Source organism: Protofrankia sp. Cas8 (assembly GCF_963555845.1).
Classification (GTDB): Bacteria; Actinomycetota; Actinomycetes; order Frankiales; family Frankiaceae; genus Protofrankia.
Map to the genome: position 1 here is coordinate 16,675 of NZ_CAUVXI010000020.1, position 22,630 is coordinate 39,304.

Annotated in this window: 17 protein-coding genes; 9 read left to right on the plus strand and 8 right to left on the minus strand. The window is 66.5% G+C overall.

Features of this window, described 5'->3' with window-relative positions; genetic code table 11:
* Positions 1-90: 90 nt before the first annotated feature.
* Positions 91-969, minus strand: a complete 879-nt coding sequence (locus U9977_RS05565) for an alpha/beta hydrolase (RefSeq protein WP_322748086.1) — start codon at positions 967-969, stop codon at positions 91-93.
* Positions 970-1,539: 570 nt separating this feature from the next.
* Between U9977_RS05565 and U9977_RS05570 the strand changes: the two genes are divergently transcribed.
* From U9977_RS05570 to U9977_RS05580, 3 genes are all read left to right on the plus strand, one after another.
* Entirely contained in the window at positions 1,540-1,719 is a 180-nt protein-coding gene (locus tag U9977_RS05570; RefSeq protein WP_322748087.1) for a hypothetical protein, read from the plus strand.
* 3 nt (positions 1,720-1,722) lie between these two features.
* Positions 1,723-2,685 (plus strand): M48 family metalloprotease, encoded by a 963-nt coding sequence (locus U9977_RS05575; RefSeq protein ID WP_322748088.1) that lies wholly within the window; start codon positions 1,723-1,725, stop codon positions 2,683-2,685.
* Between the two features lie 86 nt (positions 2,686-2,771).
* The gene (locus U9977_RS05580; RefSeq protein ID WP_322748089.1) at positions 2,772-3,458 is read left to right on the plus strand and encodes a DedA family protein; all 687 of its coding nucleotides are present in this window, start codon (positions 2,772-2,774) and stop codon (positions 3,456-3,458) included.
* A 50-nt stretch (positions 3,459-3,508) separates the two neighbouring features.
* On the opposite strand, the gene U9977_RS05585 is transcribed toward U9977_RS05580, so the two are convergent.
* The 3 genes from U9977_RS05585 to U9977_RS05595 form a co-directional block, all read right to left on the minus strand.
* The gene (locus U9977_RS05585; protein ID WP_322748090.1) at positions 3,509-4,711 is read right to left on the minus strand and encodes a hypothetical protein; all 1,203 of its coding nucleotides are present in this window, start codon (positions 4,709-4,711) and stop codon (positions 3,509-3,511) included.
* A gap of 369 nt (positions 4,712-5,080) precedes the next feature.
* A complete protein-coding gene (locus U9977_RS05590; protein WP_322748091.1) occupies positions 5,081-5,434 on the minus strand; it encodes a YbjQ family protein in 354 nt (117 codons plus the stop codon).
* A gap of 161 nt (positions 5,435-5,595) precedes the next feature.
* A complete protein-coding gene (locus tag U9977_RS05595; RefSeq protein ID WP_322748092.1) occupies positions 5,596-6,192 on the minus strand; it encodes a TerD family protein in 597 nt (198 codons plus the stop codon).
* A gap of 456 nt (positions 6,193-6,648) precedes the next feature.
* Here U9977_RS05595 and U9977_RS05600 point away from each other — a divergent pair, with 456 nt between their 5' ends.
* From U9977_RS05600 to U9977_RS05625, 6 genes are all read left to right on the plus strand, one after another.
* Positions 6,649-8,802 (plus strand): MMPL family transporter, encoded by a 2,154-nt coding sequence (locus tag U9977_RS05600; RefSeq protein WP_416210480.1) that lies wholly within the window; start codon positions 6,649-6,651, stop codon positions 8,800-8,802.
* 1,277 nt (positions 8,803-10,079) lie between these two features.
* Positions 10,080-11,294, plus strand: coding sequence for an efflux RND transporter periplasmic adaptor subunit (locus U9977_RS05605; RefSeq protein WP_322748094.1), 1,215 nt, complete (start codon positions 10,080-10,082; stop codon positions 11,292-11,294).
* Positions 11,295-11,297: 3 nt separating this feature from the next.
* On the plus strand, positions 11,298-12,116 hold the full coding sequence (locus U9977_RS05610) for an ABC transporter ATP-binding protein (protein WP_322748095.1): 819 nt from the start codon (positions 11,298-11,300) through the stop codon (positions 12,114-12,116).
* Positions 12,113-13,345 (plus strand): ABC transporter permease, encoded by a 1,233-nt coding sequence (locus tag U9977_RS05615; RefSeq protein ID WP_322748096.1) that lies wholly within the window; start codon positions 12,113-12,115, stop codon positions 13,343-13,345. Before U9977_RS05610 ends, U9977_RS05615 begins: the two co-directional genes overlap by 4 nt.
* 62 nt (positions 13,346-13,407) lie before the next feature.
* Positions 13,408-14,379, plus strand: a complete 972-nt coding sequence (locus tag U9977_RS05620) for a DUF5666 domain-containing protein (RefSeq protein ID WP_322748097.1) — start codon at positions 13,408-13,410, stop codon at positions 14,377-14,379.
* Positions 14,372-16,369 (plus strand): biotin/lipoyl-binding protein, encoded by a 1,998-nt coding sequence (locus U9977_RS05625; protein ID WP_322748098.1) that lies wholly within the window; start codon positions 14,372-14,374, stop codon positions 16,367-16,369. The genes U9977_RS05620 and U9977_RS05625 overlap by 8 nt, the downstream gene beginning before the upstream one ends.
* Here the strand turns inward: U9977_RS05625 and U9977_RS05630 are convergent.
* The 4 genes from U9977_RS05630 to U9977_RS05645 all read right to left on the minus strand — a co-directional run bounded on the left by U9977_RS05630 (position 16,253) and on the right by U9977_RS05645 (position 22,014).
* The gene (locus U9977_RS05630) at positions 16,253-18,190 is read right to left on the minus strand and encodes an AMP-binding protein (protein ID WP_322748099.1); all 1,938 of its coding nucleotides are present in this window, start codon (positions 18,188-18,190) and stop codon (positions 16,253-16,255) included. The genes U9977_RS05625 and U9977_RS05630 overlap by 117 nt on opposite strands.
* On the minus strand, positions 18,187-20,556 hold the full coding sequence (locus U9977_RS05635; protein ID WP_322748100.1) for an efflux RND transporter permease subunit: 2,370 nt from the start codon (positions 20,554-20,556) through the stop codon (positions 18,187-18,189). Before U9977_RS05635 ends, U9977_RS05630 begins: the two co-directional genes overlap by 4 nt.
* A 68-nt stretch (positions 20,557-20,624) precedes the next feature.
* On the minus strand, positions 20,625-21,257 hold the full coding sequence (locus U9977_RS05640; RefSeq protein WP_322748101.1) for a hypothetical protein: 633 nt from the start codon (positions 21,255-21,257) through the stop codon (positions 20,625-20,627).
* Complete coding sequence (locus tag U9977_RS05645; protein ID WP_322748102.1) at positions 21,247-22,014, minus strand: iron-containing redox enzyme family protein; 768 nt, start codon at positions 22,012-22,014, stop codon at positions 21,247-21,249. The genes U9977_RS05640 and U9977_RS05645 overlap by 11 nt, the downstream gene beginning before the upstream one ends.
* Positions 22,015-22,630 lie beyond the last annotated feature (616 nt).

A 22,630-nucleotide genomic window follows, 5' to 3' on the forward strand; every position in this document is an offset into this window, starting at 1 on the left:
AAACACCGTGGTTGAACACGTGGGTTCGAACCTCGGGTCAAGGACGGCCGTCTGCGTTGCGCCGCGTAGTACCGGGAATGTGGTTACCGACTACTGCTTGCGGTGACACGGCGATGCGGTGGGAGAGCAGTTCGTCGCGGCGCGCTCGATGAACTGGGCGACCTGTCCGGCGTGGCTGACAAGGGACGCGTGGCTGGACTCCAAGGTGAGCGTATGCGAGCCGGTGGGGTCGAGTCTGCCAGCCATGATTTTTTGTGCCGCAGGGTTGATCAGCCGGTCCTCCGCGGAGATTTGGTACCAGCTCGGGACCTGCTTCCAGGCCGGAGTTCCCTGTAGAGGAGCGGTCGTTGCGGACGCGTTCAGGGGAGTCTGGGCGGCGGCGAGTATGGCGGCCTCCACCCGCGAACAGTCGGCGCAGAAGTCGTCGCGGAACCTGTTCTCCCGAATCATGAGGAACGGAGCGTTGTTCGCACCGACGTTCGGCAGATCGATCGGCACGGCGTCGGCTTGTGAGGGCAGGAGTGGAGCGAGCGTGTTGTTGATGTAGTTCAGCGTCTCACCCGTGTCGGGAGCGAATGCCGCGAGGTAGACGAGGCCGACGACGTTCGCGGCGCCCTCCGCAGCCTGGCTGATCACCGCGCCGCCATAGGAATGCGCCGCGATCAGCGTCGGACCGTGAAGCACACGAAGGTCACGTTGGACGACTGCGACATCGTCGGCAAAAGATGTGTTGGGGGTCTGGCTGGCGGTTACGTGGTAGCCGTCGCGTTGGAGTCTGGCGATGACGTTGCTCCAGCTTGATCCGTCGGCAAAAGCACCATGCACGAGGAGCACGTTCGGTTTTGTACTGAGGCCGTCGGCGGCACCGGCGGCCTCGGGCACCATGGCGAGACCACCGATGGTGAGGGCCACCGCTCCGACAAGGGTTATGGCTGCCCGACCAGGGCGTCGGGTGAGGGACACGCGCATATTGCGCTCCTTGGCATAGGAATCGGCTTTGTGAGGTTGCCCGGCGGCCAGACACGCAAGCGGATTTCGCGGCTTCGCGGTGGAACGACACAGGAAAGTATGCCTCGACCGGCAAAAAGTGCCAAGCAGGCCATCAGTCAATTCTTTCACAGCCCCCTTTTCCGTTTGTGTTCGGTCCGGGTGATGTTGATTGACCTGGCCACCGTACCTGTTTTGCAATGCATCCGCTGTTGCTGACAACAGATTGCGGCATTCGCCGCCTGCATTTTCTTGGTTTGCCCTGAGCGGAGCCGATCCGACTGTTGCGCCGCATACACGGCACTGAAATCGCGCGGGTTCGACGAATACCCGTGACGCGCCGACCAGTGCGGTTCCACCTCTACGGCTGCCCCCCGGAACTCGTCCTGGCAGACCTGCTCGGGGTACTCAGTGACGACGAGGAGGGCCGGCCGAGGCGGCGCAGCTCGGTGCGCTCGCAGGTCGGTGCGCTCGCAGGTCGGTCACGGGGTGGGTGCGTAGGCTGGCTGCCAGGGCACGGACGCTGCGTGCCCGGTCGGACCGGAAGATTTGATGAGCAGTGTGGCGGCGGTCGCGACATGCAGCGCGACGACGAACGCCGGGCAGGGCGACTGTTCGTGGCTGGAGTCCGCGATGGGAAGGTCGGATGGTGAGGGTTGCATGGTCGACCGGGCCTGGCCGGCCAAGCCGGCCAGGCCGGTCCGGTTCGCAGGTGTGAGCGGCGGGGGCTAGCCGATGCGGATAAGTGTCTACCTGGCGTTGGCCGCGTCGGTTCTGCTCACGGTGGTCGCTCCGGCCGCGGGCCGCCGGCTGCCACCGGGGCGGGCCGCGGTCGTTCTGGCCGTGGCGGCGGTCACCGCCGGTTGTGGATGGGCGTGGGATCTCGCTCTGCTGGCATGGACGTTGATCGGACAGTTGGGGGTGGTCCGGCGATTTGGACATTGGTCCGGTCCGGTTCTGGCCGCTCATGATCCGGTGTCGCCGGTCACCGCCGGCGTCGCTGTCGTTCTGGTCTGTGTCGTAGGGGCCACGACGGCGGTTTCCGCTCTGCGCTGCGGCCGGGATGTGACCTGGCTGCTGCGTACCACACGCCGTGCCCCCGTGGTTGCCGCTGGAGGTCTAGTTGTCGTCGATGATCCGGCGCCGGCGGCACTCGCTCTGCCGGGGCGACCGGGCCGGGTGTTGGTGACCTCGTCGTTGTTGCGTGCTTTGTCCACGGCTGAGCGGCGGGTCCTGTTCGCGCACGAGCAGTCACATCTTCGGCATGCTCATTTGGGTTACCGGCTGGTGGTTCGTCTTGCTGCCGGCCTGAACCCCCTCCTGTGGCCGATGGTTGCTGATTGTGACTATATCCTGGAGCGGTGGGCGGACGAGGATGCCGCGATCGCGGTTGCTGATCGTAGTCTCGCGGCGGCGGCGCTGGCGCGTGCTGCTCTCGCCACTACGGAGAGCAGCACTGGCACGGCCAGGTCGGGCACGGCACCGTCGCCGGGCGCGGCCGGCCCAGCGATGTTGGCGTTTCACGAGCATGCGGTGACCCGTCGGGTTGCCGCGCTTCTTGGTCCACCTCCACCGTCGCGGTGGCTACCGGCCGTGGGCCCGGCTGTTCTCGGGCTGATCGCCGCGGTGTGCGCTGTTGAAGCCGGTCGCGAGATCGACCGGATGTTCGATCTCGCCCTGTACGTCTGGCATCGATGACCATGCCATCGATGACCATGCCCTTGATGGCCGTACCCTTGATGGCCATACCCTTGATGACTATGGCCCCGACAATCACGGCCCCGATGAGTATGGCCCCGATCATCGTGGCGGCAACGCTCACCGCGACGCCGGGTACGACTCTGCTCCACCACCTGTTGGTCCTACCCGCACCGGCCGTCTACGCCATCGTCGGTGCCCTTGCTTTTGCCGAGGCCGCGCTCTTCGTTGGATTCGTGCTGCCCGGCGAGACCGCGGTGGTACTCGGTGGGGTGCTGGCGAGCCAGCATGTGGTCAACCTCGGCGGCATGGTCGCGGTTGTGATCGCCGCGGCTATCCTCGGTGACTCGGTCGGCTACGAGGTGGGTAGACACTTCGGCGAACGGATCCTGGCCCTGCCGTTCCTACGGCACCGCCGCCCGGCGATAGACCGTGCCCGGGACTACCTTCGGACCCGTGGCGGGCGGGCGGTGTTCGTCGGCCGTTTCACCGCGTTCCTGCGCGCGGTCATGCCCGGCCTGGCCGGTCTGTCCCAGCTGCCCTACCGCCGATTCCTCGTCTTCAACGCGGCCGGCGGTATTGTCTGGGGAACTGGGTTCACCCTGCTGGGCTACGTCGCCGGCGCGTCCTATGCCAGCGTCGAGAAGGCGGCCGGATGGGCCTCCACCGGCTTGCTCGCCGTGTTTGCCAGCGGCCTGCTCGCCGTGCACCTCTACCGCCGCCGGCACAATGGTGTCACCGACGACCAGCCCGACGTGTCACCCCCGGGATAGAACCGGTGACGGGTCGTCGAGAAACGGGTACAACGAGCACAGCGGGCAGCTCAGCGCAGGATGCCGGTGTGACCGAGCGAGTAACGGCCCGGTTGAGGCCAGACACAGGCACCATGCGGCCCCGGACCAACCTTGATCCGTGCCATTAGGCTCCCGTCCCTGGTCGAAATCGCGTAGACCTCGCTGTTGTAGCGTCCGCTCAGCCACAACACCGACCCGTCCGCGGATACCCCACCCATATCCGGGCTTCCGCCGCCGGGGATCTGCCATTTCTGCCGGACCTGACGGGTCGCGAAGTCGACGAGGGAGATAGAGCCTTCGCCGCGGTTCGACACGTACATCACGGTCGCGTCCCGACTCGGGTACAACCCGTGTGCGCCCTGGCCGGTCGGCAGAAAACCGATTTTCTGGAACCGTATCGGGTCGACGAGGTGAAGACCGTTCGACATCATGTCCGCGACGTAGAGTACCTCACCTCGGGGATCAAGCTTGATATCCTGTGGCATGCCGCCGACGGTCAGGTAGCCTACGACCGAGAGCGTCCGCAGGTCGACTTTGACCAGCTTGCCGGAAAATTCGCAGGTGGCAACCAGGAACGAGTTGTCTGCGGCGAAGTCGATGTGGTCGACGCCGGCACAGTCGACCGGTAGACGCATCCGCGGCTGCCAGGTGTGCGGGTCGTAGAAGTCCAGCCGTCGAAGCGCTTCGGCGACGACAATCGCATACCTGCCGTCCGGGGTGAAGTACATGTTGTACGGGTCCGCGACCGCAATATTTGGTCCTTTGACCGTTCCGGTGGCTGGGTCGATCGGGGTGAGGCTGTTCCCCAGGTCGTTGGTCACGTACAATGTCGACAGGTCCCAGGACGGTACGACATGCTGTGGATTACGGCCGACCACAAAACTATTGGTCACCTTGAAGGTCGCCGGGTCGATGACGTCGACGGTGTTGCTGTCGCTGTTCGGGACATAGATCAGCGGTTTCGCGCCCCGAACGGCCGGGCTGAGCTGATTTGCCCCGTCAAAGGCATACACATTCGCCCCCGTCGGGGCGCTGGTTCCCCCGGTCGGCGCTGTCTGCGGTGCTGGGCCGTCCGCCGCCGTTCCCGGAGCCTTCGTCGGTGTCGACGCTGGTGGTCCGGCCGGTGTGCTTCCCTCGCTACAGGCGGCAACAACGGCAATCCACAACAAGGCAATAATTGCCAGGCGCAATGCGCGCGGCACTCGGGCCTCGTCATATGTCTGCACAGGCATGCTCCGATTTGGGACGAGATCCGCGGCACCGGGTGTCGTGGCGTCCGTGCGAGTGATACCCGGCGACCCGTCCACCACACGTCCCGTCATCTCAGTCCGGCTCGGTCAGGTATTCGGTCAGGTCGGCAGCGCGACCCACCCCCGGTACCGCATGTACATGGGCCAACGGATGTGTGATCATGATTTCTCCTGCACGCCCGGAGGTCCCGAGCAGCCTAACGGCCTGATCGGGGGCGCCACGATCGAGGGGCTCACCACCGACGGGCCCCGCCACCGACGGGTGCCAAGGATTAGGTCCGATACTGCCCCCAGCTCGGTCGAGGGTGCTCTCGTGGCAGCCCAGCGCCTGTCCGATCTGAATACATGGTGTCAGTTTGGTCGTACGACTGCGGCGGTGCCATAGGCGACGATCTCCGCCAGGCCGTTGCCGACATCGGAGGAGTCGAAGCGGACGCCGAGAACGGCGTTGCCACCCAGTTCACGCGTATGTGCGACCAACCGCTCCAGCGCGGTGCGGCGTGCCGCGTCCACGACCTCGGTGTACTGCGGTACTTCGCCGGCGCGAAGCGCCCGTAACCCGCCGGAGATGCCCTTGATCGCACCGACGCTGCGGACGATCAGGCCCCAGCACAGGCCCAGGGTCCGCTCGACGGTAAAGCCGGGAAGATCGAATGTGGTGGAGATCGGCAGATCGATGATCGAATCTTGCGAGGGTTGCGTCATGCGGACATCTTGGCATCCTGAACGGTTTCAGAGCGCCCGACACTAGGGCGTGGATCAAGGAGTGGGGCTGGGGTGCGTAGATCGCGAGGCGGGGGAGGGATGCGGCCCGATCGGCCTACCGTGACCGATCCGCGCCCTACCCGCCGCTGCGGGCCAGCCGGTCAGACGTCGAGGCCGTATTCGCGCGCGATGCCTGTCAGACCGGTGACCCGGCCTTCGCCGAGTGCGTGGAACGTCCAGCCGGCGCCGTCACGGACGACTTCTCCGAACAGCATCGCGGTCTCGGTGGCAGCCTGGGTCGTCAGGTCATAGCGGGCGACCTGGGTGCCACTGTCCGTCTCGAGGACGCGGATGTAGGCGTTGCGGACATTGCCGAAGTTCTGTTGCCGGTCTTCGGCGTGGTAGATGCTCACGGGGAAGACGATCCGGGTGATACTGCGGGACAGCCGGTCGAGACGGATGTCGATCTGCTCGTCGTCGGTGCTTTCGCCGGATCCGTCGCCGTCAGCCTCGCCGGTCAGGTTGTCGCCCCGGTGGACGATTTCACTCAGTGGGCTTGACAGGTTGTTGAAATACACGAAGAAGTCCCGTGACGGTGCCCGGCCGTCCGCGGTCAGTGCGATAGCGCTGGCGTCCAGATCGAACTCGGTCGATCCGGTGAGATCCGGATCCCAACCCAGACCGACCGTGATGTGGGTGAGCCCGGTTCCCTTCGAAAGCAGGGCAACCCCGGCGCCACTGCGTCCCCCGATGTCCACAGATTCCTCACCCTCCAGCGGTGTCCGCCGTCCCTGTGGTAACAGAATCACTATGTGCATAGTGCGCGGTCACGAGGCTGTCCGGAATGTGACATGCGTCCCACGGCTGATGTTCCGGGTGTGTCGGGGGCCCAGCGCACCTCGCTCCGCCCGCTGTCGTCACGCGTGGGGGCCGGGGGTGACCGGGGCGAGATCCGTCGGCGCGCCCTCGGCCTGGGCCGCCGCTGCGATCATCCAGCGGGCTTGATCCATTTTCCTCGATGGCGGCGAGGTCGGCGTTGTGTCAGGGTGAGGGTGACGCGGCAGAGCGCTGTCGGGTGATGTGGAAAAGCCGCTCGTGCGGTGCGAACATGATGTATTCGATCAGCACTGCGGGGCCGCGGTGCTGTTTTTCCAGCGCCAGAGGCGGATATCAACAATTCGGACGGCCTGTCGTCGCGCCCAACGCCTGGAGGAATGGTGTTCGACAGACTCGGCGGGGCCGTCGTCGCCCATCCGTGGCGTATCATAGTGGCGTGGGTCGCGGTTGCCGCCTTCATCATAATTCCGTCGCCGAGTCTGACCAGGTTCACATCCAACAACAACTCGTCGTTTCTGCCCGGCTCCTACCAGTCCGTCCAGGCGGAGAACGTGGCTCAGGAGAACTTTCCTGCGGTGGCCGGCGCAAGCGGGCTCATCGTGGTGAATCGCACCGACAGCGGCGTGCTCACCACGTCCGACCAGCAGAAGATCTCGGCACTTGCCGCGTCCCTCAGCGGGGCTCATATCCCTGCGGTGACCTCGGTCACGACCTCGGCGTCCCACCTTTCCGGGGACGGGAAGGTCCAACTCGTCCAGGTCGTCTTCGCCGGCCAGCCCGGCGACCAGGGCCCGAACGCGGCCGTCCCCGACGTGCGGGATCGTACAACGGACTTCCTCGCCGGATTGGGGCTACAGGGTGGCCTCACCGGCAATGCAGCGATCAGTGTCGACAGTACGAATGCTTTTCGGAATGCCGAGAAAATCATCACCGTCGCAACCGTGGTTCTGATTCTCCTACTGCTCGGATTCGTGTTCCGCAGCCCGATTATCGCGGTTCTACCGATAGCGATCATCGGTATCGTCCATCAGATGGCGGAGGCCGTCACCGCGGACCTGGCGGATTGGCTCGGCTTCGTGGTGGGGCCCGAGCTCGCACCGTTGTTGTTGGTGGTGATGTTCGGAGTCGGTACGGACTACATCGTTTTCCTCCTGTTCCGTCATCGGGAGCGTGTTTCCAAGGGTGACGGCGCGCTCGCCAGCCTCCGCTATTCGGTGGTCCGGGTCGGTGAGGTCATCACATCGGCGGCGGCCACCGTGATGGCCGCGTTCGCCGCACTACTGGTCGCCAGCCTGGAGTCGCTCCGAACGCTGGCACCCGGCCTCATCGTGGGGGTCGCGCTGATGCTGTTGGCAGCACTGACCCTGGTGCCGGCCATCATGAGCATCCTCGGGCTTCACCTGTTCTGGCCCGCGTATCCGAAGCCGGCGGATGAGGGACACCGCACCCGTTCAGAGCGGATCGGTGGGCGGGTGGCCAGGCATCCGGCTGTGGTCCTCGGAGTCAGTGGTGGGGCGCTCATTGCGCTGGCGTTCGGGACGCTTGGCTACAAAACCACCTACAACCAGCTGGCTGAGCTGCCGTCCAACACGCCCTCCCAGCAGGCGTACGACACCATGGCGGCGGCATTTCCAGCTGGGTATCTTGGACCAACCCAGGTCTTTGTGACCTCGCCGGCGCCGCCTGCCCATACCGAGGTGAACGCCCTTTCAGCAGCGCTGGCAAGGACCACCGGCGTCGCGACCGTCGTGCCGCCCCAGTACACCCCGAACGGCGGGGCTGCGATGATTCAGGTGCTCCTGACGGACGATCCGTACTCGATCTCCGCCATCGACAACGTGGCGGGTCCGGTCCGGACCACGGCGAACGGGTCGATCCCCGGCGCGACGGTGCTGGTGGGCGGGACGACGTCACAGCTGGTCGATGTCCGTGCCGCGCTGCGTAACGACATGAAGCATGTCTTTCCACTGGCGCTGGTAGCGGTAGCGATCATTCTCGCTCTTCTGCTCCGGACGATCGTGGCCCCGATCTATCTCCTTGCCGGCGTCATCATCACCTATGCGGCGACGCTCGGGACCATTGTGCTCGTCTTCCTGGACGGGTTCGGTTTCACTGGGCTCGACTTCACGATACCGATCATCGTCTACCTGTTTGTGATGGCGATCGGAACCGATTACAATATATTGATTGCATCGCGCCTGCGGGAAGAATTCAATGCAGGTGAAGAACCCAGGAGCGCAGCCCGCCTCGCCATCGAGCACGGGGCACCCGCCGTGTCGGCCGCCGCTCTCGTCCTGGCCGGCACATTCGCCTCGTTGCTCCTGACCGGGATTCAGCTGCTGGAGGAAATCGGTTTGGCCGTCGCCCTGGGCGTGCTGTTGGCCGCAAACGTCCTAGCCACCAGAATCGTGCCCACTCTGGCAGCACTGCGAGGATGGCACTTCTGGTGGCCACACAAGCTACACACACGTACAGCCACGGCCAGGGATGATCCTTTGTCAGCGAAGGAACTGTCCGGCGGGAAACGCTAGTGCGCTGGGCGGCAGCTGGCTCCATCGGGCAGCAGTCGACGTCCCGGAGCCGTCGTGATGATGTTGATCGGTATCCTCTCCGTGCCCGAAAAGTACGCCTTGATCGCCTCGTATGTCAAGTACGTCCCCGTGTAGCACATTTATTGTCACATCCGCCCGATGTCGGATCCGGTTGCGGGCCCGATCGGTGTGGGTGTCGCACCCGATCACCTTCGGACAAAGGTGCCTCTCCGCGCCGGGTCTGGTAGGGTTCGTAGAGTACTCGGCGGTGACGCAGGGTTGCGCCCGTACGAGCTTACCCGTAGAAGCTTACATTGGGTCGAAGTTGGGCTAGGCTGGGAGTCACGCTAGCGCAGAGCTGCGCGAGTGCAGAGTCGTCGTCGAAGGTGACGGGCGCAGGCCCGTGCCGGGCGGTTACGGATAGAAAACTAGAAGTCTCTGTCCTGCTGGCAGGTTGTTCTTGGCGTTCTCGCTGCGGAGATGGCTGCGCGAGTGGTGCCTGTACGCCGGGCGCTCTTAAAGCCGTTCCACTTTTGACCGGCATGAGATTCGGATGAGATGGAGTACGCCTATGGCATCACGGTCGCTTTTTTCGTCACCACAGCCCGCTATCGAGTCCAGGACGTGGCAGCGTCCAGCGGGAGCTGGTCTGCCGCTGTTTCAGGAGCCGGTGTACCCGCCGGGGACGTTCGGGCCCGGCGGCGGACCGGACGGCCATGAACCGCATGGCAATGCATCGGACGGTGACACACCGTACGTTGACGCACCGTACGTTGACGCACCCCACAGCCAGGCGCCGCCCGTGCTCACGACTTCTGTGGACGCGGCTCCGCATTCGCGTGTAGTGGGAAAGGGCCCGGGGAAGCGCCCGACGGCTTCGCGAACGGCTCATAGCGGCCGAACAGCTCGCACCCGCCGATCGTGACGGTGGACCGTGCGGTCGTGGCGCCGCACGACGCGTGAGCGCGGTGACGCGAATCCGGCGGGGTTCGGGTGCCTGCGGGGTGGTCCCCCGATAGGGCTGCCGGGCGCGCGACATCCGTGCCGAAAGCGCTACCAAGCGAAACGCAGACCAAACTGACTCCCAATGGCGTGTGCGGATCCGCCCACGATGGACAGCGGAAAGCCGTTGGTCAGGAGTTCCACCGGATTTTCTCAGCAAATACCAAGACTCCTCCGCGAAGCTGAGGGACAGTGATCGAGATCGGCGCCAAGGCGTGCCCATCCCGACACGCGTAGGCGGGTCGCCTCACCCGCCGGGGCTTTCGGAGGAGTGGATGCACGTACGGCGCGCGCGCCCGCAGATCGGACGCAAAACGCTTGCCTTGGGGGCGGTGGTTGCCGTCGTCATCGTCGCAGGTTCGATTGCGGTCGGTGTGGCTGTCTGGCCGTCGGCCACCGCTAGTAGTCCACGTCAGGTGGCGGCTAGCTTCGGGACGATCCGACAGGCGGTTTCGGCTACCGGTGTCATCCAGGCCGCCCACGAGGCGGACCTGACCTTTGGCGTATCAGGTAAGGTCACCGCAGTTTCGGTCACGGTCGGTCAGCAGGTTACGGCGGGGCAGGCGCTAGCCACCGTCGACTCGGCCGCCCTGGCGGCATCGGTCGCGCAGGCCCAGGCCAGTGTGGCCACCAGTCAGTCCCGCCTGTCCGCGGACCAGACCGCCGGGGCGTCGGACGCCCAGCTGAACGCGGACAACCAGACGATCACGGCCGCACAGGACGGGCTGGGCGCGGCGCAACGGTCGCTGGCACAGGCGATCCTGACATCGCCGATCGCCGGTACTGTCGCGGCCGTCAACCTGACGGTCGGCCAACAGGTCTCCGGTGGTGGCACTACCGCGTCCGGCGGCGGAAGCGGCGGGGGCGGCGGAAGCGGCGGGTCGACGTCGGGCTCGGCCTCGACCACATCGACGTCGGCGTCGTCCGCTCAGGTAGTGGTGGTCGGTTCCGATGGTTACAAGATCACCACAACTGTCGACGACACTCAGATCGGCCAGATCAAGAGTGGTAACCAGTCGGTCATCACGCCGAACGGCGCCACCACCACGGTATTCGGGACGGTGGCCACGGTCGGACTGCTACCGACCCAGAGCTCGGGGGTGGCGACCTACCCGGTCATCATTGACGTCACCGGGACCCCGGCCGGGTTGCACCTCGGAGCGAGCGCCCAGGTGCAGATCATCGTCCGGCAGCTGACCGACGTCCTGACCGTACCGACCGCGGCGCTGCACTACACCGGATCCCAGGCACAGGTGTACGAGCTGACCGGGAGCAAGCAGACGCCCCGGGCGGTCACCGTGGGCGTGAGCTCAGGCGGAGTCACACAGATCACCGACGGGCTGGGCGCCGGGGACATGGTGGTGCTACCGGACTCGGCTCCGACGGGACGGGTGCGCGGCGGGACGGGGACTCCGACCGGCGGCACCGGTGGTGGCTTTGGCGGTGGCGGCTTCGGCGGCGGCGGCGCACGCGGTGGCGGGGTGGGCTGAGCCATGGCCCGGACCGAGTCGCCTGTGAGCCAGCAGCCCGCCGGACGCCAGCCTGTCATCCAACTGGATGGTGTTCGCAAGACCTACCGCACCGGCGCTCTCGATGTTGAGGCATTACGGGGTGTGAACCTGCGCATCGCTGAAGGTGAATTCATTGCAATCATGGGTCCGTCGGGGTCGGGAAAGTCGACCTTGATGCACATCCTCGGGTGCCTCGACGTGCCCACCGCCGGCAGCTACCACCTTGCCGGCGAGGATGTCAGTCGGATGTCCGAGGATGATCTTGCCGAGATCCGTAACCGGCGGATCGGCTTCGTCTTTCAGCAGTTCAACCTGCTTCCGTCGCTGTCGGCATGGCGCAACGTGGAACTGCCGTTGTGCTATGCCGGGACGGGTCGGGCGGAGCGCCGCGACCGGGCGATCGACGCGTTGGCGAAGGTCGGTCTGGTGGACAGGACGACCCACCGTCCCAACGAGCTGTCCGGCGGGCAGCAGCAACGGGTCGCCATCGCCCGTGCGCTGGTCACCGACCCGGCGCTGATCCTTGCCGACGAACCGACCGGCAACCTCGACAGTGTGTCCACGGGGGATGTGCTCAGTCTGCTGAGCGACCTGCACGCCGCCGGTCGCACGATCGTGCTCATCACCCACGAACCCGACGTCGCCGCTACCGCCGGCCGGGTGGTACGGATCCGCGACGGTGACATCCAGGATGACACGGGGCCGGGACCCCGAGCGACGACCGGACCCCGAGCGGACACCGGGTTCGGGAGCGGGGACACCGCCGGTTCGACCCCGCTCGCCTGGGAGGTGCGCAGGTGAGCTGGGCGGAGACACTGCGAATCGGCCTGGATGCGGTGCGTACGCACCGTTCGCGTTCGGCCCTGACCGTGCTCGGCATCCTCATCGGCATTGCCGCCGTCATCCTCACCGTCGGACTCGGTGAGGGTGCCCAGGGTCAGGTCCGTGACCAGATCAACTCTTTGGGCAGCAACCTGCTCGTCGTCTCGCCGGGTAGCACCACCAGCAGTACCGGCGTCCGCGGCGGCTTCGGTTCGGCCTCGACGCTGACCGTGCAGGACGCCGAGGCCCTCGCATCCAAGGACGTCGCCCCGGACATCGCCGCGGTCGCGCCGGCCAGCCAGCGCAGTCTGTCGCTGACGGCCGGGACGTCGAACTGGACCACCACTGTCGTCGGAACGACACCTGACTGGTTGTCGGTCCGGGCGCGCAAGATCGACGCTGGTCGGTTCATCACCAGCCAGGACGTGACCAGCCATGCCGCGGTCGTCGTGCTCGCGGCCACCACGGCCGAGCAGCTGTTCGGTGGCCGCAGCCCGATCGGCGCGACCGTAACGGTGTCCGCGGTTCCAATGCAGGTGGTGGGTACTCTCACCGCCGTTGGGTCCTCCGCCACGGCCAACGAGGACGATCAGGCCGTGCTCCCGATCAGCACTGCGGCCAACCGTCTGTTCGGGGGTACGACGCGTACCTCCGTGCAGAGCATCTATCTGGAGGCGTCGTCGTCGAAGACGCTGTCCGCCGCCTACCAGGAAGCAAGTAGCGAACTGCTCGCCCTGCACCACATCGCCACGCCCACCGGTGCCGACTTCACCATAGCCAGCCAGCAGTCCATCCTGTCCGCCGCCACCTCGGTGGACCGCACCCTCACCGTGCTGCTAGGCGGTATCGCCGCGATCTCGCTGCTCGTCGGCGGCATCGGCGTCATGAACATCATGCTCGTTTCCGTCACGGAACGCATTCGGGAGATCGGCCTGCGCAAGGCGCTCGGGGCGCCACCTCGGGTGATCAGACGTCAGTTCCTGGTGGAGGCGTCTGTCCTCGGTCTGACCGGCGGCCTGGCCGGTGCCGCGCTCGGGTTGGTGGGGGCCGCGGTGCTCCCACACGTGATCTCCCAACGCATCGACATATCACTTCCGGCAATCTTTGGCGCGATCATCGTCGCGGTGGGGATCGGAGTCGGGTTCGGTGTCTACCCCGCCAGCCGAGCCGCCCGGCTGGCCCCCATCGACGCGCTGCGCAGCGAATGATGATCCTTCGGTCTCCGGCCCAGCCCTGCATCCAGGGCCACGATCAGGAAAACGAGCCCACCGTGTCCGAGCCGTATGTGTCCGAGCCGTGTGTGTCCGAGCGCACCGTGTCCGAGAGCTCCATGCCTGCGCAGGACATGCCCATGCGAGCGGGCGTCGCAGCCCGTCCGGTCCGGTCCGCAGCTCGACCCTTAGCTGTCGGGGGACGGCAGCTGAGCCTGCTGTCGCTGGCGGCTGTCGTCGCCGTGGCCGCAGTCGTCCTGGCTGCGTGCGGTGGGGGCTCGGGCGCTACCACCACTGCGGGCGGGCCGACGCAGGACCCGGGGACGAGTTCCACGCCGTCCGGCCCGCCGGGCGTCACAGGGACGGCCGCGGCGGTGACCGACACGGCGATCCAGGTCCAGAATCCGTCGGTAGGCCAGGTCACCGTCAACTTCAACAGTTCCACCGCTTTCACCCAGACCGAACAGACGACCGCCGCCAGCCTGGTGGTCGGCGACTGCGTCGTGGTGACCACGGGTGCGGGAACAGGAGCGTCGCAACCAGCTGCCACCGACGGCCCGATCGCCGCGCAGAACATTATGATCAGTAAGCCGGATGCGGGTGGGTGCACCGCCAACGGCGCGTTCCGCGGTGGTTTCGGCGGCGGTGCACGCCCCTCGGGCGTCCCGAATCCCTCGGGCAGCCCCCGGCCGCAGCGCACGCCGGGCGCCGGTGGACAGGGTCGCTTCGGCGCCGTCATCGGCACGGTCACCTCGAAGTCCGACACGACTTTCGTGGTGGCGACGATCGCCCGCGGGAACAGCCCGGCCACGACGAGAACGGTCACGACGAGCGCCTCGACCGGCTACGACCAGACCGTCCCGGCGTCGTCCGCGGTGTTGAAGGTCGGCGAGTGCGTCACCGCGGTGGGTCCGGCCGACAGCACCGGGGCGGTGACAGCGACGTCGATCAGCATCCGGCAGGCGGGGCCCGACGGATGTACCAGCGGTTTCCGCCGGTCGACCAACGCCGAGGGGTCCGCCAATGGCTGACCGGACGTCTCGGGCCCGGCGACACCGGGTCCGCCGCTGGGTGACGGTGGCCGTCACCATCGCTGTCCTGGGAGGGGCCGGCGGGGGTGTCCTTGTCGCCACAGCCGCTGGCGGGCCGTCCTACCGGACCACCGTGGTCAGCCGCCGCACCGTCGAGGCGACGTTGAATTCCATCGGCAGTGTGACGCCTGTGAGCCAGGCGTCGGTGAGCTTTCCCGTTTCCGGGCGGGTGGCGCAGGTTCCCGTGGCTGTCGGCCAGCATGTGACGACCGGTGACGTCCTGGCCGAGCTCGACACGTCATCTCTTGCCTCGTCCCTGGACAATGCCCGTGCGACGCTCACGTCGGCGCAGGCGAAACTCGCGGCGGACCAGGCCAGCCAGACCGGCGGTACGGCCTCGGCCTCGGCCTCGACCTCGACGTCTCTGTCAACCGGCAGTGGTTCCGGCGTGGTGGGCGGCGCGGCATTTGTCAGGTCGCGCCAGGCGGGCACGCCGAGCCCGAGTCATGTCGCGGTGGAGCTGATCGTGTCCGGCGAACCGTGGGTCGGTGCGTCCGGTGGCGGACCTGCTGGGCAGGGTGTCGCGGCGGCGGACGTTGTCAAGCAACGTCAGCAGCAGCTGCTGGCTGACCAGCATGCCGCCGACACGGTCCTGTACCAGACCCAGGCCGATCTGGCGCATGAGCAGGTGGTCTGTCGGGCGTTTCTGAACAGCCTCGCTCGGGCTCCGAGCGCCACCCAGACGCAGACGACGCAGACGACGCAGACGACGCAGACACAGGCGCAGGACCCGGCCTCGACCGGCGGAACGGCGCCCGACGGTACGGACTGCTCGGCGTTGCTCAAGAATGTCCTCGCCGAGCAGGAGACCCTCAACAATGATCTACGCGCCGTAGCCGCGGATGAGGCGGCCCTCGATGCCGCGGTCGCGCAGCTACTGGCCCAGTCTCCGGGGCAGCAAGCGGGCACGGGCCCGGGCCAACCGTCGCCAAGCCCGTCCGGTACCGGAACGGGAACCGGGGCCGGGGCCGGGGCCGAGCAGCACGCCGGCAGTAGCACCGGTAATTCCGGTAATTCCGGCGGCGGGACCACCCACGGCGGCACGTCAGCGGGTCGTACGTCAGCGGGTGGTACGGCAGCGGGAGGTAGGGCTGCGGGTGGCTCCACGACAGCGTCAGGTACCTCCCGGGCACCTGCTTCGGCGGCCCAGATCGCTGCCGACCAGGCTTCGGTCGACGCTGCCAACGCCATGGTTCCAGTGGCCCAGCAGAGCCTGGACCAGGCGCGGCTCATCAGCCCGATCAGCGGTCTCGTGGCCGCCGTCAATGTCACGTCCGGTCAGTCCGTGACCGCAGGGTCGAGCACAGCAGCGATTGTCGTGGTGAATCCGGGTTCCATGGAGGTTATGACGACGGTCAGCGACAGCAACGTCGCCGCGGTGAAGGTTGGTGCGAAGGTCACCGTGACCCCGAACGGTACCGACTCGCCGACGGCGGGCACCGTCGTGGCAATCGGCCTGCTTCCGGCAGCGTCCACGACATCCACCGGGACGGCATCCACCGGGACGGCATCGTCCGGATCGTCGAGCGGGGTGGCCTATCCGGTGACCATCGGCCTCAACGGCGGCGGTGGAGCGCTGTTTGCCGGCTCCGGGGCGGCTGTGTCCATCGTCGTCTCCAGTGCCGCGCACGCGCTGGCCGTGCCCACGTCAGCCGTTCGTACCCTCGGTAACCGTCATGTCGTGTCCGTGCTGCGAGACACCAAGCTGACCAGTCTGGCGGTTGAGGTGGGCGCGGTGGGTATGACCTTCACCCAGGTGACATCCGGCCTGTCCGAGGGGGACCAGGTCGTTCTGGCAGATCTCAATGCCCCGCTACCCACGAGTAACACTACCTTGCGCGGCATCGGGGGCGGTGGTTTCGGTGGCGGTGGTTTCGGTGGAGCCGGCGGTGGCGGTGGCGTCGTCGGTGGAGGTGGCCGGAACGGGTAGTGGCGAAACGTCGGACCCCAGCGGCGAGTATCGCTCGCGCAGGTGGCTGGAGCGCAGCTCGTGAACGCGCCAGCCACGTGGCTTGCCGGTGGGTCCTACCTCGCCGGTGGCCAGGGTGAACGCTCCGTCGAACAGTCCGTAGCGGCGGACCACGCCATGCGGGTCCCCGCTTACCACGAGTGCGGCAAGATGCGCCCACCGTGGGTCGTCCCTGCCGACCGGTTCCAGCCGTCCGGCCTCGCGCAGCATGTGCTCCGGCGTGCCTGCCGGGTGCACGGCCACATACAGAAACACTCCGGCTTCGGGTGCGGCGGGGAACAACACGATGTCAGCGGGGCCCAGCGCGGCGGCGATCTGCGCGATGAGGGCGCTCGTGTCCACCACCGTGCCATTCGGGGCCTTCACCAGGGACTGCACCCGCCCCAGTAGGACGATCTCGCCGTTGTCCCGGATGAGGGCACGGTCGCCGGTGTGTAGCCAGCCGTCCTGGACTGTGCGGGCGGTGACCGCATCCTCGCCGACGTACCGGGTGAACGTCGAGGGGCTGCGTACGAGCAGCTCGTCGCCGTCGCCGATCGCGACCTCAACGCCATGGACCGGGACACCGACGACGTCGAACGCCGCGCCGGATCGGGCGGTGATCGACGTCGCTCCGGCCACCTCAGTCTGCCCGTAGACATTGCGCACGGGGATGCCGACCGCCTCCCACCATGCACGCAGCTCGGCGGGGATGGGTGCGGTGCCGGCAAATGCGTCCCGGACCTGCGCGAGGCCGGCCTGGCTGCGCATCCGGCGGCCGAAGACCCACGCGCCGGGACGGCGTCTGGTCACACCGGTACGGCCAGCAGCCAGCGCCTGGTCAGCAGTGTGTCGTACCGACGCGGCCAGCCGCCGTCCGAGCGCACTGGACGACGCGGAACGCAACGCCTCACCCCGGATCGCCTCGTACACAAGTGGTGGTGCGAGCAGCACGCTCGGACGGGCGGCCAGGAGATCGGGTCCGAGGGTGACCAGCCCGTCGCCATACCAGGTGTGGCCGGCCAGCATGAGCGAGACATACAGGGTGAGTAACCGTTCGGAGATGTGCGCGGTCGGCAGGAACGACAGGAACCGGGGAAACGGGTGCGTGGTCTCGTCGCGCACCGCGGACACCGCGGACATCATCGCCTGTTCGGATACGTCGATGACACGGGCCGGGCCGGTGGTACCGGTGCTCTGCAGGTACAGCAGCGTCTCCCCGGACGGACGGGTCGGTAGCGCCGCCAGCCGGCCACGCACCGACGCAGTGTCGAACGGTTCGACATCGGCTGCGAGGGTGGTAAGCGGTGTCCCCTCGACACCGGGCAGGGCAACGATCCTGTCCATCTCGACGATGGGCAGCGCCAACCCGGCGGTGGATGCCCGCGCCCGTTGGGAACGACCGACCACCACGGCATCGGCACCGGTCATCCGCACGGCGCGGCGCAGTTCGTCATCCGTGGCGGTCACGTAGAGCGGCTGCACAGCGCGGCCGGACAGCCCCAGCGCCAGCTCCAGCACCGGATAGCGGGCGTCGGTTTCGGCGAGGACCGCCACCGTAGCCGCCGGTCCGACGACCTGGCCGATGCCGTCGACAACGCCGAGAACCACGTGCGTGAACTCGTGCCAGGTGAGTGTGTGCCAGTCGGCACGTCGCTGCCAGCGACCCGGCTTCGTCGCATCCGATGGGCAACGGTAGGTAATTGCCGGTCGCTCCGGGTGCGCACCGACGGTGTCCATCAGCACGGAGCGAAGTGTGATCCCGCCCTGCTCCGCCTCGGTCACGGCTGACGTCGTTGTCATGCTCCCACCTTCACGAGTTTCGGGACGGCGGCGGGCGCGCTGGCGTGGCGGCGCGGCCGGCCGCGGACGAGCAGCAGGTAGAGCGCCGGGCCCAGTACCAGGTCCGTTGCGAGTGCGAACGACATGGTGAAGGCGGCGACGAGGCCCATCTCCTGCAAGGCGATCAGCGAACTGGCCATCATGGAGACGAAACCGCCGATGAGCACGTAGGACGAGAAGCTCGCCGGTCGGCCGGTGCGCAGCATGGTTGCGGTCACGGCGCTCGTCGGGGCTGACCCGGTTCGGACCCGGTCCCGGATGCGCACGGACAGATGAATGGTGTCGTCGGCCGCGAGGCCGAGCGCGATGGCCAGGATCATGGCGGTGCCGATGCGCACAGTGATGTGGGCCAGACCCATGAAACCCAGGGTCGCGAAGAGCGGCAGGATGGTCGGCACGATGCCGGCGAGGAACAGCTTTGCGTCCCGGATGGCGAACCACATGATGGGCAGGATCAACGCGAGCGCGGTGATGGCCGAGAGCATCATCTCGAACGAGAGGCTGTGCATGCCCTGCTGTGCCAGCCACCACTCGCCGACTGTCGCCACGTCGGCGTCCGGCATGGTTTCCCGGGCCGCGGCGCGAATCCGTTCGGCGAACGGCAGGGACCTCGCTGTGCCGATGTCCGGCACCCGCACGATGATCGCGGCCTGGTCGCCGGCCGAGGTGAGCAGCGTGTCCGCGAGCCGCTGCACGACTGGTCCTGCCTGGCCCTGGCGGGCCGCGACCGCGCCGGACAGATCGGCCGGCCGGCGGACGCAGCCGGAGTCGGTTTGCCCAGCGGCGACCGGCGGCTGTGGCGTCAGGTCGAGCGGAGATGCCACATAGCGCACCTCGGGCATCGCGCAGACCCGGTTCACCAGCGAGGCAAGCTGCCGCTCGGTGCCGAGCACCGTGCCGGACCGTGGCCTGACCCACAGGACCGGGCCGAGGAATCCCGCGAACTGATGCTCGTAGGTGGATTGGGCGACTACCGCGGGATGACTGTCAGGTAGCTCTTCATTGACCTTCTGGTCGATCGACAGCCCGGATGCGCCGACAATTCCCAGGGCTGTGGTGCCCAGCACGAAGCCGAGGACGACTGTGCCGGGGCGGCGTTGCAGCAATCCGTCGGCGCGGCGCAGCATTGCGACCGTCCAGGACGTGGTGTGTTGGCGGAACTCCTGCGGCGGAGTGTTGCGGTAGAACACGTGAATAAGCGACGGCACGGTCAGCCAGTTGGCGACGTAGACGATCATTACGCCAAGTGCCGTGGACAGCCCGAACGACGAGATCGCCTTCATGTCCGCCGTGAGAAGCGCGCCGAATCCCACCATGGTCGCCAGGCCGGTCATGAATGCAGGCCAGGCCAGGATCGTGAATGCTTCGCGGTTCGCCGTGGTGTGATCCCGTCCCGCCTCGCGCCGCCGGCGGTACTCCTGCTGGTGGTGCAGGGCCTCCGCGATGCCGACGATCAGGACCAGGGTCAGGACCTGGCTGTTGACGATGGAGAAGGGTTGCCCGAGCAGCGTCATGACACCGAGGACCAGCGGTACCGACAGGGTGACGCCGGCAAGGCACGTCACGACGTCTCGGAGCCGGCGGAAATAGACGAACAGGATCACCAGCATCACCGCGAGCAGAACCGCGATGCTGCGCAGCACGCTGAACAGCACTTCGTGGGCGTAGACCTGTTCGACCTCGGGATAGCCGGTGATGCGGGTCGTGATACCGGTCTGCCGCGACCAGTCGTGCACCGTGGCGCGGAACTGTTTCACCGCGGCACGCCAGTGGGAGAAGTCGCTGTTGGCGATGTCGAGCGCGACGGTGACCGCGACCTGCCGGTTGTCGTCGCCGAAGATGATTCGCCGGGCTGACGGTGAATGCAGCACCGGCTCGATGACCGCTCGCTGCTCAGCAGGTGTGTGCGCATTGCTCAGGTCGGCGGCGACGCCGGCCGGATGCAGTCGGCCCGAGGCGTCGAAGAACGGGAACGTCAACGGCTCCCGCACCGTGACGAAGTGCGGCAGGTTGCGCAATCGGTCCGCAAGTTCGTGGGTCCGGGCCAGCGTGCCCGGGTCCCCGGTATCACCGACGTCCGCGATCGCGACAAGGTCGTTGAATCCCAGGTCGCCGAAATCCTTCTCAAACGCCGCTGTCTGTGCCAACTGCTGCTGATTGCCGGTGAATACCGGACGGAACGACATGTCCATCCGCATGTTGAGTGTGCCGACTGCGCCGGCGAGGACGCCGAGGACGAGGCAGACCAGAACGAGCGGGCGCCGCCGCGCCAACGTGTCGTAAATACGACCGGCACGTACGCCACCCGGGATTCCTGTCGCTGACACCCACTCGCTCCCTCAGGCCCTGTCCGGTGGATATTGGTCGATGCGATCGAAGATCCATTTGGCCGGCTTCAGTCGTTCGGCCCGGCGAGGCCTGGACGGATTGCCGCCCGGGCCTCGGCGTGGCTCATCCCCAACTGATTCATACCGATGCGAGCGCAGTCGTCGTAGCGGCCGAGAATAATACTGTGCCGGCCCGGGCGCCCCGGAACGGCGCAGGTTTCGCCGGTATCCTCCGCACCGATCAGACGGAATATCTTCAGCATCTTCGGGAGGCAGTAGGCGATGTAACGCCGGTGGTGGGTGTACTCCAGCAGCCACATCGAGCCTAAGGCAAGCACCATGAGCGAATAGCGCACGGACTGGGGCGAGCGTGCCGCGGCCATCCGGCCGACCTCGGAGTCCGAACCCCAGTCGGGCAGGTTCGGCGAGACCCCGAGTATGTCCGAACTGTCGGACGGATACGGTTGTGAACGTGCGGTGGCAACGGGGGCGCCGTCGCGCAGCAGGAGCATGACATAGCTGTTCGCGTCGCGGTGGTGTTCCAGACCATCGCTGAACACGACGCTGCGTCGATCGCGGAAGACCTCGTTCCGAAAATTGCGGGCGAGTTGCAGCTCGCTGTCGGAGCTGGCGCGGATCAGCAGAACACCATCCGTCTGTGATGTCTGTGATGTCTGTGATCTGGATGAATCAGTGAGCACGGCTGGACTCCCGCGGCGATGCGTTGCTGCGACGGCGTGTCCATTCCGCGTAGGACTGCTCCATCAGGGACGTGGTCAGCCAGAGTGTGGTGACCGCGACGCGATGTACTGCATCAGCCTGCTCGCGGGAGGTCACCGCATGGCGGATCGCGTGCTGTACCTCGGCCGCATGCTTGGAGTCGATCTCCGAGTGCGCCACGAAGAAGGCCATGTCGCGGTCGCTCAGGCCGAGCGATTCCCGGGCCTTCACCAGCACCGGGCTGATGTGGTCGTACACCGTTTCGGCCCAGTAGGAGTAGCCCAGGCGGGAAACCGGGCTTTCGCGCAGAACGACACCGTAGAGATACTGGATGAGTGCGTCGGTCGCCGGCAGCGGCGCTTCGTCGACGGGTTCGTCCAGGCCGATCAGGCCGATCGCGCGCAGATCGTGCAGGATCAGCTTCTCGTGGCCGAGTTCCTCCCTGGCATGGCTGTAGACGAAGCGCAGCAGACCGATCTGTTCCGGCTCGGCGCGAAGGGCCGCGACCGCCTGGTTGATCGAATTATGTCGGGTGTAGTGGTAGATCTGGATCATTATGATTCGGTACAGCTCACGGTCGAATCCGTGCGCCGTGACGTGCTGCCAGAACGCACTGTTTCGGGCCTGTGCCCACAGGTCGCTGATCGAGGTGTCCAGGCGTGCGAAAAGTTCGTCGTGTATGGCGTTCGGGACGACCTCTTCGGGGGTGGCCACTGCGTCAAGGATGTCCTGGATCATTACTACCCCCATATAGGCGGATGAATGAAATCAACATGAATCTACAATGGCTGCCCGGAATATTGCACCCCTGATCATGTGTCAAAAACCCGACAGATCGATCATGTAAGAAATCTACGACAGAATCGATGTTCGAAGGAAACCTACGGGTTTCCCGGTTCTCCGTCCACCCGCACCGCCGTGCATGTTCGGCACGATTCAGAGCCTGTTCTGGATCTTCTGCCCGGATCGCCACGTCCGGGTTCTGCCTGCTCCGGGGCTGGCGCCGACAGCCGACGGACGGCGAGCGGACCGGTCATCGGACCCGTCAGCGGACCGGGGCCGGAGCCGTCACAGGATGGAAAGATCCTCCGAATCTCGCTCATATCAGGCTTTGACCCGGTTCACACGTCGGCCGGCTCTCCTTGACGTCAGACGCGGTCCAAGGGATGGATCCGCTCGCCCGGTTGGGGGTACGTCACATGCGTAGACCGAGAGTGACAGATCGCTCGGTGGACGATCGCTTGATGGCAGGACCGAGGAGATTTCGGGCGCTGTCGTTGGCGGCACTGTCCGTACTTGTGCCGCTTGCGGGTGCCGCACTCGCGCTTCCCGCACGTGCGGCACCGTCCGGACC

What these genes read in the sequence shown, in the direction of transcription:
- U9977_RS05565 (WP_322748086.1), bottom strand. Translation starts at nt 969, where the DNA reads ATGCGCGTGTCCCTCACCCGACGCCCTGGTCGGGCAGCCATAACCCTT.
- U9977_RS05570 (WP_322748087.1), top strand. Translation starts at nt 1,540, where the DNA reads ATGAGCAGTGTGGCGGCGGTCGCGACATGCAGCGCGACGACGAACGCC.
- U9977_RS05575 (WP_322748088.1), top strand. Translation starts at nt 1,723, where the DNA reads ATGCGGATAAGTGTCTACCTGGCGTTGGCCGCGTCGGTTCTGCTCACG.
- U9977_RS05580 (WP_322748089.1), top strand. Translation starts at nt 2,772, where the DNA reads ATGAGTATGGCCCCGATCATCGTGGCGGCAACGCTCACCGCGACGCCG.
- U9977_RS05585 (WP_322748090.1), bottom strand. Translation starts at nt 4,711, where the DNA reads ATGCCTGTGCAGACATATGACGAGGCCCGAGTGCCGCGCGCATTGCGC.
- U9977_RS05590 (WP_322748091.1), bottom strand. Translation starts at nt 5,434, where the DNA reads ATGACGCAACCCTCGCAAGATTCGATCATCGATCTGCCGATCTCCACC.
- U9977_RS05600 (WP_416210480.1), top strand. Translation starts at nt 6,649, where the DNA reads ATGGTGTTCGACAGACTCGGCGGGGCCGTCGTCGCCCATCCGTGGCGT.
- U9977_RS05605 (WP_322748094.1), top strand. Translation starts at nt 10,080, where the DNA reads ATGCACGTACGGCGCGCGCGCCCGCAGATCGGACGCAAAACGCTTGCC.
- U9977_RS05610 (WP_322748095.1), top strand. Translation starts at nt 11,298, where the DNA reads ATGGCCCGGACCGAGTCGCCTGTGAGCCAGCAGCCCGCCGGACGCCAG.
- U9977_RS05625 (WP_322748098.1), top strand. Translation starts at nt 14,372, where the DNA reads ATGGCTGACCGGACGTCTCGGGCCCGGCGACACCGGGTCCGCCGCTGG.
- U9977_RS05630 (WP_322748099.1), bottom strand. Translation starts at nt 18,190, where the DNA reads ATGACAACGACGTCAGCCGTGACCGAGGCGGAGCAGGGCGGGATCACA.
- U9977_RS05645 (WP_322748102.1), bottom strand. Translation starts at nt 22,014, where the DNA reads ATGATCCAGGACATCCTTGACGCAGTGGCCACCCCCGAAGAGGTCGTC.